This window comes from Veillonellaceae bacterium, assembly GCA_012523975.1.
In the GTDB taxonomy this organism is placed as follows: domain Bacteria; phylum Bacillota; class Negativicutes; order JAAYSF01; family JAAYSF01; genus JAAYSF01.
Genome location: JAAYSF010000016.1, coordinates 29,590 through 48,249 on the forward strand (window position 1 = coordinate 29,590; position 18,660 = coordinate 48,249).

General features: G+C 44.1%; 18 protein-coding genes, 1 pseudogene and 1 other annotated feature. Of the genes and pseudogenes, 3 read left to right on the forward strand and 16 right to left on the reverse strand.

Going from position 1 to position 18,660, the window contains the following annotated elements:
• From ilvC to GX348_02250, 5 genes are all read right to left on the reverse strand, one after another.
• Positions 1-993 carry a ketol-acid reductoisomerase gene (ilvC, locus tag GX348_02230; protein NLP41006.1) on the reverse strand — a complete coding sequence of 331 codons (993 nt, stop codon included), beginning with the start codon at positions 991-993 and terminating at the stop codon, positions 1-3.
• Positions 994-1,054: 61 nt separating this feature from the next.
• Positions 1,055-1,618 (reverse strand): acetolactate synthase small subunit, encoded by a 564-nt coding sequence (ilvN, locus tag GX348_02235; protein ID NLP41007.1) that lies wholly within the window; start codon positions 1,616-1,618, stop codon positions 1,055-1,057.
• A gap of 57 nt (positions 1,619-1,675) precedes the next feature.
• Positions 1,676-1,897: a binding site (T-box leader), on the reverse strand.
• Positions 1,898-2,241: 344 nt separating this feature from the next.
• Positions 2,242-2,508 carry a hypothetical protein gene (locus tag GX348_02240; protein NLP41008.1) on the reverse strand — a complete coding sequence of 89 codons (267 nt, stop codon included), beginning with the start codon at positions 2,506-2,508 and terminating at the stop codon, positions 2,242-2,244.
• Positions 2,509-2,530: 22 nt separating this feature from the next.
• Positions 2,531-2,842, reverse strand: coding sequence for a hypothetical protein (locus GX348_02245; protein NLP41009.1), 312 nt, complete (start codon positions 2,840-2,842; stop codon positions 2,531-2,533).
• Between the two features lie 73 nt (positions 2,843-2,915).
• The gene (locus GX348_02250) at positions 2,916-3,893 is read right to left on the reverse strand and encodes a glycosyltransferase (GenBank protein NLP41010.1); all 978 of its coding nucleotides are present in this window, start codon (positions 3,891-3,893) and stop codon (positions 2,916-2,918) included.
• Between the two features lie 398 nt (positions 3,894-4,291).
• Between GX348_02250 and GX348_02255 the strand changes: the two genes are divergently transcribed.
• Positions 4,292-5,296: a glycosyltransferase family 4 protein gene (locus GX348_02255; GenBank protein ID NLP41011.1), complete on the forward strand. Its 1,005-nt coding sequence runs from the start codon at positions 4,292-4,294 to the stop codon at positions 5,294-5,296.
• 6 nt (positions 5,297-5,302) lie between these two features.
• Positions 5,303-6,343: a glycosyltransferase family 9 protein gene (locus GX348_02260; GenBank protein ID NLP41012.1), complete on the forward strand. Its 1,041-nt coding sequence runs from the start codon at positions 5,303-5,305 to the stop codon at positions 6,341-6,343.
• A 36-nt stretch (positions 6,344-6,379) separates the two neighbouring features.
• Here the strand turns inward: GX348_02260 and mrdA are convergent, their stop codons facing one another.
• From mrdA to GX348_02300, 8 genes are all read right to left on the reverse strand, one after another.
• Positions 6,380-8,245, reverse strand: coding sequence for a penicillin-binding protein 2 (gene mrdA / locus GX348_02265; protein NLP41013.1), 1,866 nt, complete (start codon positions 8,243-8,245; stop codon positions 6,380-6,382).
• Between the two features lie 305 nt (positions 8,246-8,550).
• Complete coding sequence (locus tag GX348_02270; protein ID NLP41014.1) at positions 8,551-10,503, reverse strand: TRAP transporter permease; 1,953 nt, start codon at positions 10,501-10,503, stop codon at positions 8,551-8,553.
• A gap of 88 nt (positions 10,504-10,591) precedes the next feature.
• The gene (locus tag GX348_02275) at positions 10,592-11,134 is read right to left on the reverse strand and encodes a DUF1850 domain-containing protein (GenBank protein ID NLP41015.1); all 543 of its coding nucleotides are present in this window, start codon (positions 11,132-11,134) and stop codon (positions 10,592-10,594) included.
• A 17-nt stretch (positions 11,135-11,151) separates the two neighbouring features.
• A complete protein-coding gene (locus tag GX348_02280; protein NLP41016.1) occupies positions 11,152-12,123 on the reverse strand; it encodes a TAXI family TRAP transporter solute-binding subunit in 972 nt (323 codons plus the stop codon).
• A 128-nt stretch (positions 12,124-12,251) separates the two neighbouring features.
• The gene (locus GX348_02285) at positions 12,252-13,256 is read right to left on the reverse strand and encodes a nucleoid-associated protein (protein NLP41017.1); all 1,005 of its coding nucleotides are present in this window, start codon (positions 13,254-13,256) and stop codon (positions 12,252-12,254) included.
• Between the two features lie 114 nt (positions 13,257-13,370).
• A complete protein-coding gene (locus tag GX348_02290) occupies positions 13,371-13,943 on the reverse strand; it encodes a hypothetical protein (GenBank protein NLP41018.1) in 573 nt (190 codons plus the stop codon).
• A gap of 70 nt (positions 13,944-14,013) precedes the next feature.
• Entirely contained in the window at positions 14,014-14,502 is a 489-nt protein-coding gene (locus tag GX348_02295) for a hypothetical protein (protein NLP41019.1), read from the reverse strand.
• 197 nt (positions 14,503-14,699) lie between these two features.
• Positions 14,700-15,335: a hypothetical protein gene (locus tag GX348_02300; protein ID NLP41020.1), complete on the reverse strand. Its 636-nt coding sequence runs from the start codon at positions 15,333-15,335 to the stop codon at positions 14,700-14,702.
• Positions 15,336-15,548: 213 nt separating this feature from the next.
• Between GX348_02300 and GX348_02305 the strand changes: the two are divergent.
• Positions 15,549-16,826 (forward strand): annotated as a pseudogene (locus GX348_02305) (4Fe-4S binding protein).
• Positions 16,827-16,875: 49 nt separating this feature from the next.
• Here GX348_02305 and GX348_02310 read toward each other — a convergent pair.
• The 3 genes from GX348_02310 to GX348_02320 form a co-directional block, all read right to left on the reverse strand.
• Positions 16,876-17,133, reverse strand: a complete 258-nt coding sequence (locus tag GX348_02310; GenBank protein NLP41021.1) for a hypothetical protein — start codon at positions 17,131-17,133, stop codon at positions 16,876-16,878.
• Between the two features lie 133 nt (positions 17,134-17,266).
• A complete protein-coding gene (locus GX348_02315; protein NLP41022.1) occupies positions 17,267-17,944 on the reverse strand; it encodes an outer membrane lipoprotein carrier protein LolA in 678 nt (225 codons plus the stop codon).
• A 14-nt stretch (positions 17,945-17,958) separates the two neighbouring features.
• Positions 17,959-18,555, reverse strand: a complete 597-nt coding sequence (locus GX348_02320) for a hypothetical protein (protein ID NLP41023.1) — start codon at positions 18,553-18,555, stop codon at positions 17,959-17,961.
• Positions 18,556-18,660 lie beyond the last annotated feature (105 nt).

An 18,660-nucleotide genomic window follows, 5' to 3' on the forward strand; every position in this document is an offset into this window, starting at 1 on the left:
TTAGCGCTTAAGCCACGACATCATTCCCCGCAGCTTTTTGCCGACTTCCTCAATTGGGTGGTCTGCCTCCTGGCGCCGAATTGCATTAAATTTTGGACGGTTGGCTTGATTCTCCAATATCCAATTGCGCGCAAATTCTCCATCCTGAATCTCTTTAAGAACTTTCTGCATTTCAGCACGTGTTTCATCGGTAACAATCCGTTTGCCAATCATATAGTCGCCATATTCAGCAGTATCGCTTATGGAGTAACGCATGCCGGCCATGCCGCCTTCATACATCAAGTCCACAATCAGCTTCATTTCATGGAGACACTCAAAGTATGCTAGTTCTGGCCGATAACCGGCTTTAACTAGAGTATCAAAACCGGCTTTGATCAATTCGGTTACCCCACCGCACAATACAGCCTGTTCACCGAATAAATCAGTTTCCGTTTCATCTTTAAAAGTTGTCTCAAGGACACCAGCCCTGGTTCCACCGACTCCTCTGGCATAAGCCAAGGCAATCTCGTAAGCTTTATTGGTATAATTCTGATGGATGGCAAATAAGCAAGGTACGCCGGCGCCTTCAGTAAATACCCGGCGGACTAAATGTCCCGGTCCTTTGGGAGCCACCATAAAGACATCGACATTTTGGGGCGGAGTAATTTGCCCGAAATGAATATTGAAGCCATGAGCAAAAGCAAGCGCTGCTTCCGGTTTAAGATTAGGCGCTATGTCCTCCCGGTAAATTTTTGCTTGCTTCTCATCCGGAACCAGAATCATAACAATATCAGCCTGTTTCACAGCATCCGCAACAGTAGCAACCGGAAAACCGTCCTGCTCAGCCTTAGCCCATGATTTACTTCCTTCATACAGTCCAATTACAACGCTTACACCGCTGTCTCTAAGGTTCTGCGCATGAGCATGACCCTGGCTGCCATAACCGATAATAGCAACTGTTTTGTCCTGAAGATTTGTCAAATCAGCATCATGGTCATAGTACATTTTAATCATTTTCTTCACTCCCGAATTAATTTTTATTTAATATAATCAGCAGACCAGTCGGATCTTTTTATTAAATTGCGCCAACAGCATCTGCAAATTGGTTATTTACCCAATAATAGGGATTTTGAGTGTCCCGCTTTGGATTTCCGGTTTGTAAGGTTTGGCCGCCCCGCTGAAGCCCGAGCATCCCGGTACGGACCATCTCTAAAATTCCGAATGGTCTCAGCCGCTCAAGAACAGTGTGAATTCTGTCCTCATCGCCGGTTACCTCGAAGGTAACTGCATCTGCCGTTGAATCAACAACTTTTACCCGGAATAATTCGATTAATTCATAAAGCTCCCATTGATTTACACTACGGACTTTAATCAAGGCAATCCCTGTTACCATTGCGCCATCGATTGGCAGCTCTCCTACTGTAACCACTTCAATAAGCTTGGCAAGCTGTTTAATAATTTGCTTTGTCATCGAATCATCGGCCTGCAGGACAATGGAAATTCGCGAGTAACGGGGATCCTCAGTTTCGCCGACTGCCAAAGTGTCAATATTATGGCCCCGGCGCGATATTAAACCTGCCACTCGCATCAAGACCCCCGGCTGGTTGCTGACAAGTACGGAAATCATCCTCTTCTTCACGCTGACTACCTCCTTTTTAGTAAAAAATAATCGCCCCTATTGACAGTAAAAACCGTCAATAGGGGCGATGTTTATCGCGGTACCACCCTACTTTTGACCTCATAGCCATTACAGCATTTCCGTTTAACGCACGGCCTCGGCTTAGCCTATCCTATCATAGCATTTCAGCTAAGCGGTTCATGGGCGACGTAACAACTACAGCCCCGCTCCGGTTTGCACCAACCACCGGCTCTCTGCATCGGTATGCGCTATAGCCTTTATCCCAATCCTCACCTTTATCCGATGATCAACCTGTTCTAATAAAAATAAGTATAAAAAAACCGCAAACAAGCCTTCCCGAAAGAAACTTGCCGCAGAGTCTTTTATACTCACGGTGTAATGCAAATCAGCCGATCTGCACCTGCAACGCTCGGTCCGAACCTGGCCGCCGCCAGTGGAACCCTAGTTGCACTTTCTTGTATTACATATGTTTATGTGTAATGTATCTTGGTATACATTATTGCATCACTTCCCGCTCCTTGTCAAGAGGGAAGTTATAGTTAGCGACTATATTTTTTATTCAAAAAAGAATGAACCAAGGATAAACCCTTTGCTCATTCGAAAATCGCTACCTTCTACGATATTTAATATGGTAAAAAAGCAGGCTCCCCAATCGAAGTTATCGCCTCAAGATTGATAGTGACCCGGTCTACTTCAAATACACTAAGCGTTAAACCGGCGCCTGACGTTACCGTTACGTTTGTTAATGTTGCCAATTCATATTCTAATTGCGTCAGTTTACCGGTAAACATCCATTGCCCCAATACCCTAATATTAATGACACTATACTTATAATCTTTGAGAATTCGGATAAGTTTATGACTTTCTTCCCGAACAATTTCTTCCGTCATATCACACTCTCCTTTCCCTATATTAAAAACCAAACATCGGCGGTATTGCGCTAAGCGGGGAAGTCTTGGCCACTACAGTACATAGATCAACAAAGGATTGATTTTCACGGATAGCTGTACTGCCTTGTGGTCCAAAGGTTTGATCGGGATGTCTTACAATAACATCCGTTTGGCCTATACCCGGAACTAATACAGCGACTCGATTATCCAAAATTCTGCTCAACTCACCATAGTAAGCATACCCGTCGACAGTGTACAAAATCATTGTCATCCGGATCTCTCGCTGCAGCTCACAAAGCAGTTCCTCATTACATATGTCGCAAAAGATGCTCATGCCCAACCCTCCTGATTCGTTATTACTCATAGATAAGATATGAGTCAAAATTTATGCTAGAACAAAATTCGACTTATATAATTTTCCTTGCTTTTAAGGCCGCGATTATTGATTCCGCCCGATGTCGATAACTATGTCCTGCTACAGCCGCCTGACCTTGCTTTCGAATCGCCTCCCGCTCGTCAGGACGGTCTAGATAAAACTGTACCATGGCGAGCGTTTCTTCCGGTGAGGCAACCGCAATAAGCTGTTTGCCGCTTTCAAACAACTCATTAACAGCAGGTGTAGCCGACGTAAGCAGGAAGCCGCCGGAACCGAGAATTTCATAGGTTCTCATCGTGACCTGCGTTTTTGTATTCTGTAGACCGATTACAATATCGGCTGAATTATAGACTTTGTAGGCCTCCTCATATGGCAAATAACCATGCAAAAATTCACGGGGCAGCTTAACACCCAAAATATCATCCATTTCATGCCAGCGAACTCCCCAAAAATCAATCCTAAGTCCTGCTTTTAGCAGCGGAACTATTAAAATGGCTAAAGATTCTAAGCGAAAAAAGTCGGGATATACCTTAATAACTCCCGGATAGGCGTTGGCCACAACCGCCAGGCGGCAGCTATATTCATCCATCTTTTCAGTCCGCTTATGCACACTGGGATGATAACCGAAGTCCAGGTGAGCCGCCGGGAATCCCAATTTCTCATAATAAGCGACCAATTCTTTACTTACAGTAAAAACAAAATCAGGCCGAGCCTGCATAATAAAGGGCACAGTTAATACCTGACTGTGGATTGGGTCCTCGGTGGCCCAGTAAATTAGCGGGATATCTTCGGTTGAGATACATTTCCTTATCCACTTTCGCTTGGCCGCCACATGCTGCTCCGTCCAGCCAAGCATTAACGCCAGATCGGGCTTAAACTGGCTAATTTTTTCGGTAATTGTATCTTCCCGCTCTATGCCTGTAATCAGGACTTCATGTCCTGCATCACGAAAGCCATTGGGTAAGCCATAGATCCAGATATGATGATTTTCTAAAAACAAAACCCGCAAGAGCCCACCCCCTTAAATATAACTATCACATCTATATTTCAGCCCCAAAAATAAAATGCGGGGGATACCCGCATTTTAACATTTCTCATATTCGGTGTTTCAACAATACCCAACGCATATATTTAGTATAAATGGAGACTTAATTCAGATGGCGTTTTAACGCCTGAGTTCTAGCCGAAATTATCCAGGGACTTAGCCACTAGGGGGGTGTTTTCATTCCGACAGCTGCGCGCAGAAAAGTAATAGTTCTGAATCCCTTCCCTGTTTACCCGGCAACCAGCGGTGGCCAAGGAAGGGTCATCCAGTTATTTAGAAATCTGGCACAGTTTTTCGATATACTAATTCTGTGCTTTTCTAATAAAAGGTCTTACAACGAGCTCCATCCAGGACTTGTTCAATTGAGTATTCCCAAAACTCCGCACCACTGCAAACTGGAACGCCAATTCGTTAGCGAATTTGGTATATACACCTGTGCCCTGGCCAGCTTCTTTGCAAAGCATACACCAGAATTTGCTTACTTTCTAGCCCAACACCTTAAGACTGCCGATTTCGTTTTTCTATCCCATCCTTATTTAGTATATGAGCTTGAACAGACAGACTGCCATAAAGCTGTTATTATTTGTGATGCCCACAATGTCGAGTTTGATTTGCATCAGTTAATATTGCCTGCACAGGCAAATTATTTGCTAACCGATATCTTCCAGACAGAAAAAACTGCTTGCCAAAAAGCCCGGCTAATTACGGTCTGTTCACAACAAGATGCTGACCGCCTAGCTGCTCTTTACACACTCACCCCTAACAAGTTTCAAATTGTGCCAAACGGAGCAGACATTAGGGCAATTCCATTTTGGGATCGTAATGAACGCCAGCAGCATAAAATTCTGCAAAATATCACCGTCCCTGCAGCGCTGTTTATTGGCAGTGACTTTCCGCCTAACCTAGAGGCAGTCAATAATATCGTTAAGTTTGCCAAGGCTTTACCCAAAGTCCGATTTAGGATTGCAGGCAGTATCTGCAATAAATTTTCCGGTCACAGGCTGCCGGCTAATATTGATATGCTCGGCATAGTTTCCGAACAGCAAAAGCTTTCGCTGTTTAGCGCAGCCGACCTTGCTTTGAATCCAATTGCTTACGGTTCAGGAACGAACATTAAAATGTTCGAGTATATGGCAGCAGGCCTACCAATAGTAACCACGCCCATCGGAGCCAGAGGAATTGACGGCGCGGATGGTATACATTTCTTGGTCTGCAGTTTAGAAGCAATACCTGATAAGATAAATGCTCTCCTCGGTGATCCAGCCGCGGCTGACCGGATATCGGCCCAAGCCTATGAGCTTATCAAGCATAGATTCGACTGGCGGCAAATCGCGGAGCGCCTAGCGGCGATTTTGAACAGGTGGTGACTTAATATGCTCATCCCCGTACAAGAAATAAATAAATTTTTATATATTAATATAGCTCATATTGGCGATATTGTGCTGTCACTTCCCGTAGCCAGAGCCCTAAAAGCGGCCTACCCTGCAGCCCAGCTAGACATGCTGGTCAGCTTTCCGCAGGGTGAGGCCGCTTATTACAACCCTTATGTAGACAATGTCTTGTTTTATAATATCCGCTCCTGGCAGCAGGATAAAAGCCGCCTACTGGGCATTATCACCATGCTGCAGCAGGAAAATTACGATCTGGCTATAGCGTCTTGTTACGGTACCGTCGACCCAATGATGGCCTTTTTAAGCCGCGCCAGATACCGCGCGGGTTTTGCCGTTAACGGCGGTGAAAAATACTTGAATTATGTAGTCCCTAACAATCCTGTTTACGTACATGAGGTAGAGCGCCAGCTTCAAGTAATTGATATGTTAGGTATCAAAGCGGATAATACAGCAATAGAATTCGCTATCAGACCTGACGATATCGCCGATCTGTCTGACAAAGTCCCCTCCGCTATGCACTCAAAACGTTTAAAAGTTATTATTTGTCCCATCAGTGACAGGCCGCAAAAAATGTGGCCGCTCGCAAACCATATACATGTACTGAAAGCCATGGCTCAGCAAGCGCAGTGCTATCTGATAGGCTCTAACCGGCAAGCAGCGTTTCTCAATGAGATTAATGAAGGGGCCGGAAGCGTTGCCGAGGTGCTGGCCGGGAGTCTTACGTTAGGTGAGCTTGGCGCCCTTATCCAGGCTGCCGATCTGCTAATTACTGTTGACACCGGGCCTATGCATATTGCACAGGCCTTCGATACACCGGTAATTTGTTTATTCGGCCCTACCGATCCCAAGCGATGGGGCCCCCGCCGACCACAGGATATAATAATACGGGCATCTGTACCCTGTTCTCCTTGCTGGGATATAGATGACGAACGACATAAACGCTGCCGGGAAAACAGGTGTATGACGGAAATCCGGCCTGAAACCGTTATAGCTGCAGCAGCGAATTTACTGAAAAACAAATGAGGCCCTGCGCTCACTGATGAGCACAGGGCCATTAGTTTAATTAGCAGGTTTAGCAAGCCGACTGGAGGAAGGATTTTTTGCTGCTTCCTCTTCAGCCAGCATATCGGCTGCATCTTTGGAAGGAGGCAAGTTAAAGGCAGCTTCCATAATCTTTCGGACAATCGGGGCTGCCGCGTCTGATCCATAACCGCCTTGCTCGACGATTACGGCCACAGCGATAGTTGGATTGTCAAAGGGACCATAGGCGACAAACCAACCATGATCATCGCCATGCGGATTCTCGGCCGTACTTGTTTTCCCGGCAATTGGAACTGGAAAGCCTGTAAATACATATCCCGCAGTTCCACCCGGCACAGTAACTTCACGCAAGGCATTGCGAATAGCGGTCAAAGTTCGCTCCGAAACGTTCAGCGAGCCTACTTCTTCCGGTTCAAAGGTCGTAATAGTGTCACCATTAGGCGAAACTATTTTGCTTACCAAGTAGGGACGGTAACGGTGGCCGCCATTAGCTATCTGACTGATAACCGAGGCCATCTGCAGCGGTGTTGTTAGCTGAAAACCCTGGCCTATTGCGGCGTCAAAGGTTTCAGATAAATACCATTCCTCTTCATACACTTTTTCTTTATATTTGCGGTTTGCAACCAAACCATCAGCCTCGCCCGTCAGTTTAATGCCAGTCAGCGACCCCAGGCCGAATCTTCGCGTCCATTGCTCGAGCAGGTCAATGCCTAAACGATTACCCATTTCATAAAAGTAAACGTTATTTGATTTTACCATTGCTTCGTGAAAACTGATCCAACCCGCAGCTACTCCGTGGGAGTTGCCTTTAGGAACCAGCCAGTGCCGCCCGGTATCGAAAATCTTTTCTTCCAGTGTCACTTTACCGGATTCAAGGGCAGCAAGACCGGTAACTATTTTAAACACCGACCCAGGCGGATACTCGGCACCTATAGCTCGATTCTGCATCGGATTATACGGGTTTTCATTTATTTCCCTCCAATCTTTAAATGAAATCCCGCCGTTAAACAGGTTAGGATTAAACGCCGGCCGACTAACCATTGCTAGAATTTCCCCAGTATTAGGATTCATAACAACTACGGCAGCAGCCTTAGCTCCAGGATTCCCCATTCTTTTCTGCAAGTAATTGAGGCGGTCGTCTACTGCCTTCTCAGCAACCTTTTGAAGCTTAGCGTCAATTGTCAGAACTAAGCTATTGCCCAACAACGGTTCCTTTTTACCCAGCATCCTTACAGGACGTCCCGCAACATTAACCTCGATCTGAGCTCCCCCGTCAGTACCGCGGAGTTCTTTATCATAGACTCTCTCAAGACCGAATTTGCCAAGAATGTCACCTGACCTGTACCCATCGGCCTTTTTCTTCTCCAGTTCAGCCTCACTAATCTCGCCAACGTAGCCAAACATATGGGCACCAAGTTCGTTATTTATATAGTTTCGTATCGGCTCAACTTCAATGACTACGCCCGGCAGTTCACCACGGCGTTCCTCAATCTTTGTGATAATTTCCTGCCCGACATCACTTTTTATACGCACCGGTGCCAGCGGACTGGACTGCTGCTTTATTTTCATTTTTATATCTGCTACATTCATGCCGAGAATATTCGCTAACTTATCCAGCACATCGTCAGGTATTGGCCCTTTTATCGGCACCAGAGATACCGAGAAGCCCGGCCGATTCGATACAAGCAGTTCTCCGTTCCGGTCATAGAAACTGCCGCGCGGCGCCATGACTGGCATGAGTCTTATTCGGTTATTTTCTGCTTTCTGATAATATTCCTCGCCTTGATAGATCTGTAGATACCCCAAACGAACAATCAACAGGAAGATTACCAATATTACCATGTAACACAATATATCTAATCTGGGATTTCCTTTCCCAACCATTTTACAGTAGTCATCCTTTCATTATGCAACCATTCAAACCGGCTAACTTCTTGGCCTCAAGACGGCAAAATATTGGTCATTTCTTTATATTAATTTTGTTCGTTAAAAATTGTCCAAACACCTTTAGGTAAAAAAACCCATTCTTACGCAAAATTCTTGGCATAGAAATAAAAAAAGAAGCTTAATCTTGCTAAACAGCAGATTTAGCTTCTTTTCAGAGCAAATCATTATATTAAAAACCGTACTTATAAGCTTTGCCGAATCCCACTATCCTAGACTTTTGAACAATTAGATTACCTAATCTATTAGGCAGCAAGATTCTTTTTGGCAGCAGCCTTATTTCGTTGGATAAAGTAGATACCAACAAGGATTGCAAGACCAATCACACTAGTAAGCAGTGCCGGATCAATCAGCATTAAACCGCCTACAAAAGCAACAACGCGCAAAAGCGGGCTCACATCAGCATACCAATAACCAATCATAGCTACACCCAAGCCCCACATACCGATAATTGCGGAAATGGCAGCAGCAAAAACTTGCATTGCCGTAGCATCAACCATTAACAGTACAGGCGCATAAACAAACATATACGGGACAATAAAGGCAGCAATGGCCAATTTCGAGGCGGTAACCCCTGTCATTAGCGGATTTCCTCCCGAAATGCCAGACGCGGCATAGGCCGCTAGCGCAACCGGCGGTGTAATGTCAGCAATGATTCCGAAGTAGAATACAAACATATGCGCGGCAATAACAGGTATACCCAACGCTATTAGAGCCGGCGCAGCAATAGTCGAGGTAATGACATAGTTTGCAGTCGTCGGTACGCCCATACCCAGAATGAGCGAGGTAATCATGGTGAAGAACATTACCGGCAAGAGCAGGCCGCCTGCTAACTCAATTAATCCCCCGGCAAGTTTGAGACCAACGCCCGTCTTGGTAACAACACCGATAATGATACCAGCCGTTGCACAGGCTATAAGTACGCCCAGTACCCCTTTGGCGCCATTCTCTAAACCTTGGATAATTTGGATAGGCTTCATCCGGGTTGACTTGCTCAAAGAACTTGCCAAAATAGCAATAATGATACCCCATAGGGCTGCTTTGGTCGGAGTTTGACCGTCTATCAGCAGGAACAGAATTGCTACCAACGGCAAGGCCAAATGACCGCGCTTGAAAAATACCTCTTTAAGATTCGGTAATTCTCTCCGGGGAATACCTTTTAAGCCTTTCCGTTTTGCTTCAAGATGTACTGAAATCCAAACACCGGTATAGTAAAGCAGAGCCGGAACTACAGCGGCTTTTACAACTTCAATATAGGGTATACCTACGAATTCAGCCATCAAAAATGCTGCAGCCCCCATGATTGGCGGCATTATCTGGCCACCTGTCGAACCGGCAGCTTCAACCCCGCCGGCAAATTCCTTGTTGTAGCCCAGCTTTTTCATCATCGGAATGGTAAAGCTGCCGACCCCTACGACGTTAGCTACCGAACTGCCTGATATTGTTCCCATCATGCCGCTGGCTAAAACAGTAACTTTGGCGGGACCGCCGCTTGCCCAGCCGGCAATGGCATTAGCAATATCGATAAAAAACTTTCCTAGTCCGGTCGACTCTAAATATGCACCGAACAAAATGAATAAGAAGATAAAGGTTGAGGAAACTCCCAAGGGAATACCGAAGATGCCCTCGGTTGTAAAGTACAAATGAGCAACCAAATCTTCAAAGGAGACACCGCGATGAGCAATAGTGTCGGGCAGATAAGGCCCGGCGAAAGCATACGTTAGGAAAAACAACGCTACAATTACCATCGGTTTGCCGACTACCCTGCGGCAGCCCTCAATTACCAGTATAAGACCAATTGCTCCTACAACAAAGTCCACGTCAGTTACTGTACCGGCCCGCATAACCAATTCCTGATATGTAACAATAATATACATTGGTGCCGCGGCCCCGATAATTGCCAATAGTACATCAAAAGGATGAATCTTATTTCTTGACCAGGAGCGCCGAGTAGGATACAGCAGGAAAATCAAGCACATCCCAAAACTCAAGTGGACTGCCCGCTGCAAATGAGCGTCAAGAACGCCAAAAAACGAAGTATATAGCTGGAACATCGTAAAACAAATCGCAATAGCGGATACTAGACGACCAACGAAACCGGTTAAGATACGCTTGTCAGCCTCCGCATCGAACTCTTTGAGAAGTTCATCAGCGCTTTTTATCTGTTGATTATCTTCTTCCAAAGCCAATTTAATCATCTCCTTTAGCGGACCAATCTCGTTATGCTTATAAATTACAACAAAGAATTGTTTGTACTATTCCACTTCACCTTACTGAAGAAACTTTTCATTTTGATCGTAGAGGATATCCGTAATCATAGTCAATTCGCACATGAACTAACGTACCGTGACCAAGCCACCGGTACAGCGGGTACTCTTGCTCATGCTGTATAAAGCATAATTTAGCCTCCGGCCCTACTCTTACCGGGATTTGGCTAAAATGCCGATTTACATTGGTGAGAACAAACCGATCGTCCTTCTGTATAAATGTACCCTCTGACGGCAGTGACGGCATCCCCACGCCATAAGATCGATATTCGGTGGATACCAACGTCAGCTTATCTGCACCTTCAACAACGAAGTTTTCCCACACCGGTGTCTTATGAACAGAGTGAGTGAACCGCAAACTAAAGGTATCGCCAATATAGGTGGTTTTTTCCAGACAAGGACCAGACTCACTTTCTATAATAATCTTCAGTGGCAGAAACCACCAATACGTTAACAGAACTAGCACAGCACTGCAGCAAACCGTAAATCCTAGTATCTTCCGACGTTTTAGGGATTTAACCATATTATTAATAAATGCCGGGTACCGAATAGTCCCCGGCATTTATTCACTCCCAGCTATTATTTTTCTTTAAAGAACTTTTCGGCGCCTGGATGTAATGGAATCGGCATTCCTTCGGCTGCAGTTTCTTTAGTTATGCCTTCGCCCAGTTTGTGAGCTGCTTTCAGTCTGTCTGTGTTAGTGTAGATAGCTTTAGTCATGTTGTAAACAGTATCGGTATCCAATCCCTCAGGAACTACGAGCATAGCTTTTACTGCTACGGTGGTTACGTCAGTTGTTTGACCAGGATAAGTATCAGCTTTTACTATTTGTTTGGCATAGAATGGGTACTTCTTAATCAAGGCATCAGCTTTATCGGCATCAACCTGAATTAATCTTACTTTATGTTGGAAGGCAATATCTTGAATAGCTGCTGTTGGGTAACCTGCAGTTACGAACGCGGCGTCCACATTGCCGTCTTTCAGACCGTTAGCCGCCTCACCAAAGGAAAGATACTGCGGGCTGAGATCGTTATAAGTGATACCATAAGTTTCGAGAATTTGTCTTGCATTTGCTTCAGTTCCGCTGCCGATTGAACCAACGGCTACTTTCTTGCCTTTCAGATCGTTGAGGGATTTAATCGAACTGTCTTCCATAACTACGATTTGAATAGTCTCGTTATAGAGGGTTGATACGCCTCTGATACCGGCAACTTTCTTATCCTTGAACATTTCAGTACCGGTATATGCATAGTAAGCGGTATCATTTTGCACTAACGCCAACTCAACTTTTTTATCTTTCAGCAAGTTGACGTTTGCTACTGAAGCTCCGGTACTTTGCGCTGTTGCATTTATGCCAGGAACATTTTTATTAAGAATCTCGGCTATTGCCCCGCCCAACGGATAATATACCCCGGCTGTACCCCCTGTAGCAATGTTAATGAACTGTTTTGCTGGTGCTTTCTGGTCAGCTGACTTTGTGCTGCTTCCGCAGCCTGCCAGCAAACCAACTAACATCATGGATACTACAAAAATTACCAACAGTTTCTTCATGCAAAATCCTCCTTTTTTCTTGCCGTTAATTTCATCACATTCCACTTTTTAGGCTATTCCACTTTTTAGGCCTTTTTCCTGCATTTAAATGTTAGAATATTAGCAATTTGTAAAAAAAATTTTTATTCCTACCGGTTAATTATTTTACCGATATTTTTTAGTTCGATTGATAGCGTTCCGTCCGGATTACTAACAAATTCCATGAAATCTTTGTTATCAAAATAGTCTACCGGAAACAAGATTTCAATCCCGGTATCAGTCTTAATTTTGTGATTTTTACCCTTTTTGACGCAAAAGTCCCGATCTATTTTTACGACTTCGGTTATTCCTGCCTTTTTTACTTCTTCAAAATATTCCTGCTGCATGATGGGCGACGAATGGAAAACTGTTTTGCCTAGCTCAACTGGATCGAGATATTCTGATGTCTCAGTATTCTCCACCATATAGTTTTTCGCTTTAGCAATCGCTGCTACACTACTATGACCATGATTTTCGGCTACTTTACGGGTTATAGCGTTTACTAATTTTATGGTGCTATTAGGCGAAATACTTGAACTGCATTCTAAAACTCTTTCTGACAGGACAAAGCTTTCCTCCCCATTAACGGTATGCTTTTTATCAATAAACTTAATTTCCAACGACTCTGCATCGATAAGTGCGTATTCGTCAATCTTCTGCGAAGGATTGGGCAGGATGGCATAGTGATTAATAATTTCATTTTTGACCTTATCACCATCATGAACGACCTGATGTGTAAAGCCAACCCGGTTATTGCATTTGAAAAGTGTAATAAAGCGTGTTGTATCCATCGTCAAATCACAAATAAGCAAATCAGAAGAATCCAATACGTCGGCCTTTGAAAAAGCGTTATGCACTAATTCTGCGATTGCGACTGAAAACGGGACAAAATCCAAACTGCCCCCGATATAGTCTGTCAAATAGCTTTTAAATTTGCTAGCGGCGATAAAAGCACCGGCCTTTGAACTCTGGTCATTATATGACTTCTCAATATGCTTAGTTAAAAAGGCAAACACACTGTCATTTTTCATTTCTAATTCTTGCTCAGAAAAAACAGTTATACCTGATTTGTAATCTAAAATATGCAGAATAGCTTTGTTTACTATGATCAATATTTTCACCAGTTGCCTTACAAGTTGTGATATATTTTTCTATTTTACCATTTATAAATATATCACAACAGGCTATATAACAAAAAAATCCTGCCCGGCCAGACCGAGATTTTGTTACTAAAAATCTCGGTTTATAAAGGTTCTGAAGACCACGTGGACTGCAGCTAACAACGCCCCAACAGCATCGCTAATGAGATCGGTATTAGTGTCCCACAGACTAGGCTGACTGGGCGGACTAGGATGAGACAGGCTATCGGTGAAAAATTCGAGGATTTCGTAAGAGGCCCCTATACTTAAACCAAGACAGGCAGCCAGGATAAATTTTACTGGCTTGACAACAGGGTTTGCTATCATCTGAACCACTAAAACATAGAAAAACAATGCGAAAGCATATGTCCCAAAGATATGCAGAACTTTATCAAAGACGGCTGATGTCGTATATAAGTTAAAACAGTAGCCGAACAAGCCGTCAATCAAAATGGCAAGCATCACCAATACCCGGACATAATTGTTCATAATAAGGCCATATCTGGCCTCAAGGAAGGTGTATACCACCATAAAAACGGTAGTTCCTGCCACACTTCGCATATAATCGGGCCGCCCCTGATAAGCCAGTGCTAAAATAACTGCTATTTGTAGTATTAAAAAAACAACGGTGATTGTAACTATCGCCCGTACATTTCTGACCAAGAAAAATACCTCCAGCTCTTGCTATTTTGCTGAAAGTATGCCCAAATTAGCGAAAAAATTGTAATGCTAACTAGCAGTGGTGACTCTTATATCTTCGCATTCCTAACCAGGCTGCCCATAAAAGAATAATCAATAGAGTCGCGCCCATATCGAGATAAATGGAGCCAAAATTAGCTGCTGCACTACTAGCTGGCACGGATGCTCCTGTAATGTGTCCAACGCCGGCGCCGAGCATGAATACCGACCAGCCGATAACTACAGCATGCACGAAACTGCCTCTGATCCATATAGCCATCAGGCCAAGCAAGCCCCAGACTCCGGCATAAATGGCGATATCCTTATGCAAAGGACTCAACGCCCAGCCAAGCATCGAGGCTACTCTTTCAGGGAAAAACACCTGCCCAATAAACGCTGCCATGCTCACAAGACCAATACCAAAGAAAATGCAATAAAGCACTAATAGTTCCATGCCTCTTGTTTTATTAAGACTTCTTCGCTTGACAATCAAATGAATTATCCCGGCAGCTAGACCCAGCAACAAAATCGTGGCATTAAACAAAGTAATCCCCCGCCTTTCTTTGATTGTGCCAATCCTAGTGCACTATATGCAGACCGGCCCTTCAGTAGAACAATCTACCAATTAGAATTGAAAATATTGTAAATGATATATCAGCCACTACCTTTTTTTACAGAAAAGAGACTCAACCGGCAGCATAAGACTGCGGTTGAGCCTGCTATTCTTTGCTTATAAGCTGGCTATGTGCTAAACCACAACGAGAAAAAAGTGTCGTGGTTTTCATAATAGCAATCATCGTCACGAATTAGGATAAAGACCCCATTGTGAAAGAATCCGATACTGACTAACTCGTCATAATCGTTATAAAACATAATCGCATTAACTACCCGATGATTATGATACCAAAAACCTGCGCCATGCCTATCTATCCATCGGTACGGGCGCAGCCCCGGAAATCTGTCGTGCCATTCATGGTTCTCAATCAGTATCATATGGTGTTGAACTGAGTGACGGTCAAAACGTTCATGCCACTTGAATGGAATATGAGCCCGATATGAGCGTTCTACCGGGCGCCAATGCTTCTGATTGTACTTTGGATGAGACCAGTCATGATGACCATCGCGCCGACGATCAACCCGCTGGTGATGGCGCTGCTCGTGTCTATCACGCTCTACTCTCTCGCGCTGCTGTTTATCCCGCTCCACTCTCTCGCGCTGCTGCTTATCCCGCTCTTGCTGTCCCCGAGCCTGCTCTGCCAAATTGTAATTATCTTGTAAGTTAGCATGCTGACGATAATTTATGTTATTCTCTGCTTTTGTCACCGAGGGTATCGATAAAACAAACATAACGAGGCATAAGATGATTATCCTTTTCATTTTTGATCCCTCCTTCTTATGCGTAATATGTTCAATGATATGCCAAAGATTGACTAATCATTCCAAATGTTTCAGCGAGACGATTATGACTGAATGAGAGCTTGAACTAGCTTAATCTAATTGTACCAAAATTAGGAATATTTTGAAGGAAGCCGTAAAAGTTTCTTGAAAATAGGTTATCATATAGTAATTATTAATCTTAAGGAGCAAATAATGGGACATATCATAAACGATGAAAAAGAATATCGGATGCTCCAGCAGCGACTGGACTATAACCTTACAGGAGCCCCCTATTCGCCTATCTTTATGGACATATTAAAAATACTATTTACACCACAGGAAGCTCACATCGCGCGTCAAATTCCCTTAAGGCCAACCCTGTTATCGACCGTTGCCGGTAAGCTTAATATATCAGCCGATGAGTTACGCGAAAAAATTCTTGCGATGGCTGAGCGGGGACTGGTATTTGATTTCGAACATAAGGGGCAGACCCATATTGTGCTGGCACCGGTTGTTATCGGCTTTTTCGAGTTCATTTTTATGCGCACTCGCGATAACTTGCCTCTTAAAGAACTTGCGGAGTTATTTGAAGAATACATGAGTAATAATGATCGCTTTGCCCAAAGTATATTTGCAGGATCAACTCAATTAGGCCGAGCTTTAGTCCATGAACAAGCCTTACCGAGCCAAGATTATTCCTAAATATTAGATTGGGAAAAAGCCAGCGCCATTGTAGCTTCGGCAAAAACCATCGGCGTCTCGCTATGCACTTGCAGGCATAAGGCCTACCATCTCGGCAGAAGCTGCGATGCGCCGTTGGAAACATGTTTAACTATGGGACGAAGCGTGGATATTCTTATAAATAAAGGCTTGGCCAAACCAATAACCACTAGTAAAGCTTTACGGATTATTGAAGATTGCAGAAGTATGGGCTTAGTGCAGATAGCGGATAACGTGCAGAAAGATGTGGGCTTTATATGTAATTGCTGCAGCTGCTGCTGCGAATTTATTCAGGCTATAAAACGATTTGAGCTTAGAAATGCAGTAGTTTCTTCTAATTGGCTAGCTGCCGTTGATGCTAATAAGTGCCGCAGCTGCGGGGCCTGTGTAAGAGCCTGCCCGATTGGCGCCTTGGATATCGACAATAACCACGCAAGCAAACCAACCTGTGACGAAACGCTGTGTCTAGGCTGCGGTGTCTGCGCAGCAGCTTGCAAATTCGACAGCTTGACTATGACTCCACGTAAGCAGCGCGTAATCGTGCCCGAGACCGCTTATGACAGAATCATATCAATGGCCATTGAGCGCGGCAAACTAGCGAATTTAGTGTTTGATGATCCATCCAAACTAAGTCACCGAGCAATCGGGCGAATCATTGGAACTGTCGAAAACTCCTCACCTGTTAAGGCTTTACTGGCAATTAAACCTATAAAATCCGCCTTTTTAACTGCCGTTGTATCAAGGATAAAAAAAGCCACAGGAGCAGATTGAATTAAAAAAGGTAGTCCTATTTGGACTACCTAATTAATTTTTACGACCCTTACTCAAGAAAACTATAGGCATAGTAATCGATTGTTACGGCTGAAACTGCTTCTAATTCATCAGCTTTTACCGCGCTGACTTTTAGTGTAGGCGCTAGGTCGGACTCGGTTGACGGAATAAATTCCATTTCGCTTGGAACGGCAGAAACTGTTATTGAGTCCTCGGCATTACCAATAATGACTTTTGGTGCAAGCGCTAGGTCGGACTCGGTTGGCGGAACGAATTCCAATTCTTGAGTATAGAATCCCGGTCTCACACTTTCACCTCCTTATCATGCCTTTTTTGTTTCACCTATTATATGATATTCAGGTTAGAAGTGAAACGTAACGACACTCTAAGTTTGTGAAATTTTTATTGTAATGAAATGGAAATGGAGACTTATCGCTGTGTTACTGCTTAGGCAAGTCTTTAGCCATATCGCTCATATCCATAATTTCTACTCCCGCCGGAAGCTTGAAAATATCCGCCGGCTGGGCGCCCACTTTAAGATTTTTATATTCAATAACCATGTTTACACCTTCAGGATCACTCAATTCTGCCCGCACCGGAATACCATAATCTTCCCTCACCCATAGCTTTGTCTGAGCCTTGCTGTCTTTCTCTTGAACGAGCACAACCTTGCACTTAGCACCATCATAGGTTGTTGTCTCAAGAACTTTGACTTTAGCAGCATCTAAATCCTTTGTAAATTCATCAGGCGTATCAGTATTATTCGCGTCATCGGCAAAAGGCATTTTGAAGGCTGTCCCTTGTGCCGGGATATATGTATACATCACCTTGGCCTCTTCGTCAACAATTGTAATCGTCTTATCATTATTTACTGTTATTTCACTTTTCATATTCTTGTCTGAAAGCCACATCTTACCGGACATGCTTTTACCGGCGGCTGTCATTACAAAATCATATGACATTCCCGGCAAATTTTTTCCTTTGGCAAATAGTTCGTCTACCGTCTCTTCTTTTGCTGCCGGAGCAGCTTGTTTCCCTCCGCTTCCCCCGCAGCCGGCAAGCCCAAGGCTGACGACCGCAAAGCATAATACCAAAAATAATACGGTAAATCTTTTCATAATTTTCTTCCCTCCTAGTTCATTGTCAACATACCGATTTCCCGGTTGGACAGCTCGCGATAGGCAATGGCCATCCCAGTTGCGCCAAGCGGCATGGTCAGAATCACCGGTAACAGGAATAAGAAAGCCCCAGCGCCAGACAAAAGCCCAATTACAAAACTGTAAAGCCAGATTATAAGAGGGTTGTTGGTTTTGAACCATTGCAAAGCCTTTTTCAGCGCGGCTATCGGCTCATAATTCTGTTCAACGACTAGGCCAACAGCCAAAATAAAGATTATTCCTAGGACCGGGCCAACCAATATTTGGACGATAAATCCAACCACTGGAATAGAACCAAGCACGATCGCGATAAGCGTCACTACCCACAAGGCCGCAACGATAAGGAATGTCGGGGCAAATTTGTCAAAATAACCCCATACTTCTTTAATTCCTGCTTCTTCACCCCGCATAAGCTTTAAACAAAGCATGAGCAACCCGCCTGTCAGTGGCCCAGCGAGAATACCGGCAGTAATCAATGACCCGACCGCTGCTACCAGTGTTGCCAGGATAAGTGTCATAAAATTCCGACGATAAAGTTCAATGCTTTCACGGATATTTTGGGTAATGTCCATCCTTCTTTACCCCCTTACTTTTCAAATGTAATAACTCCTTACACTTATTACATTATCTGCTTCTATTCGCATCAAATCAAAAATTTCCTTGTATTGTTTTCCCTA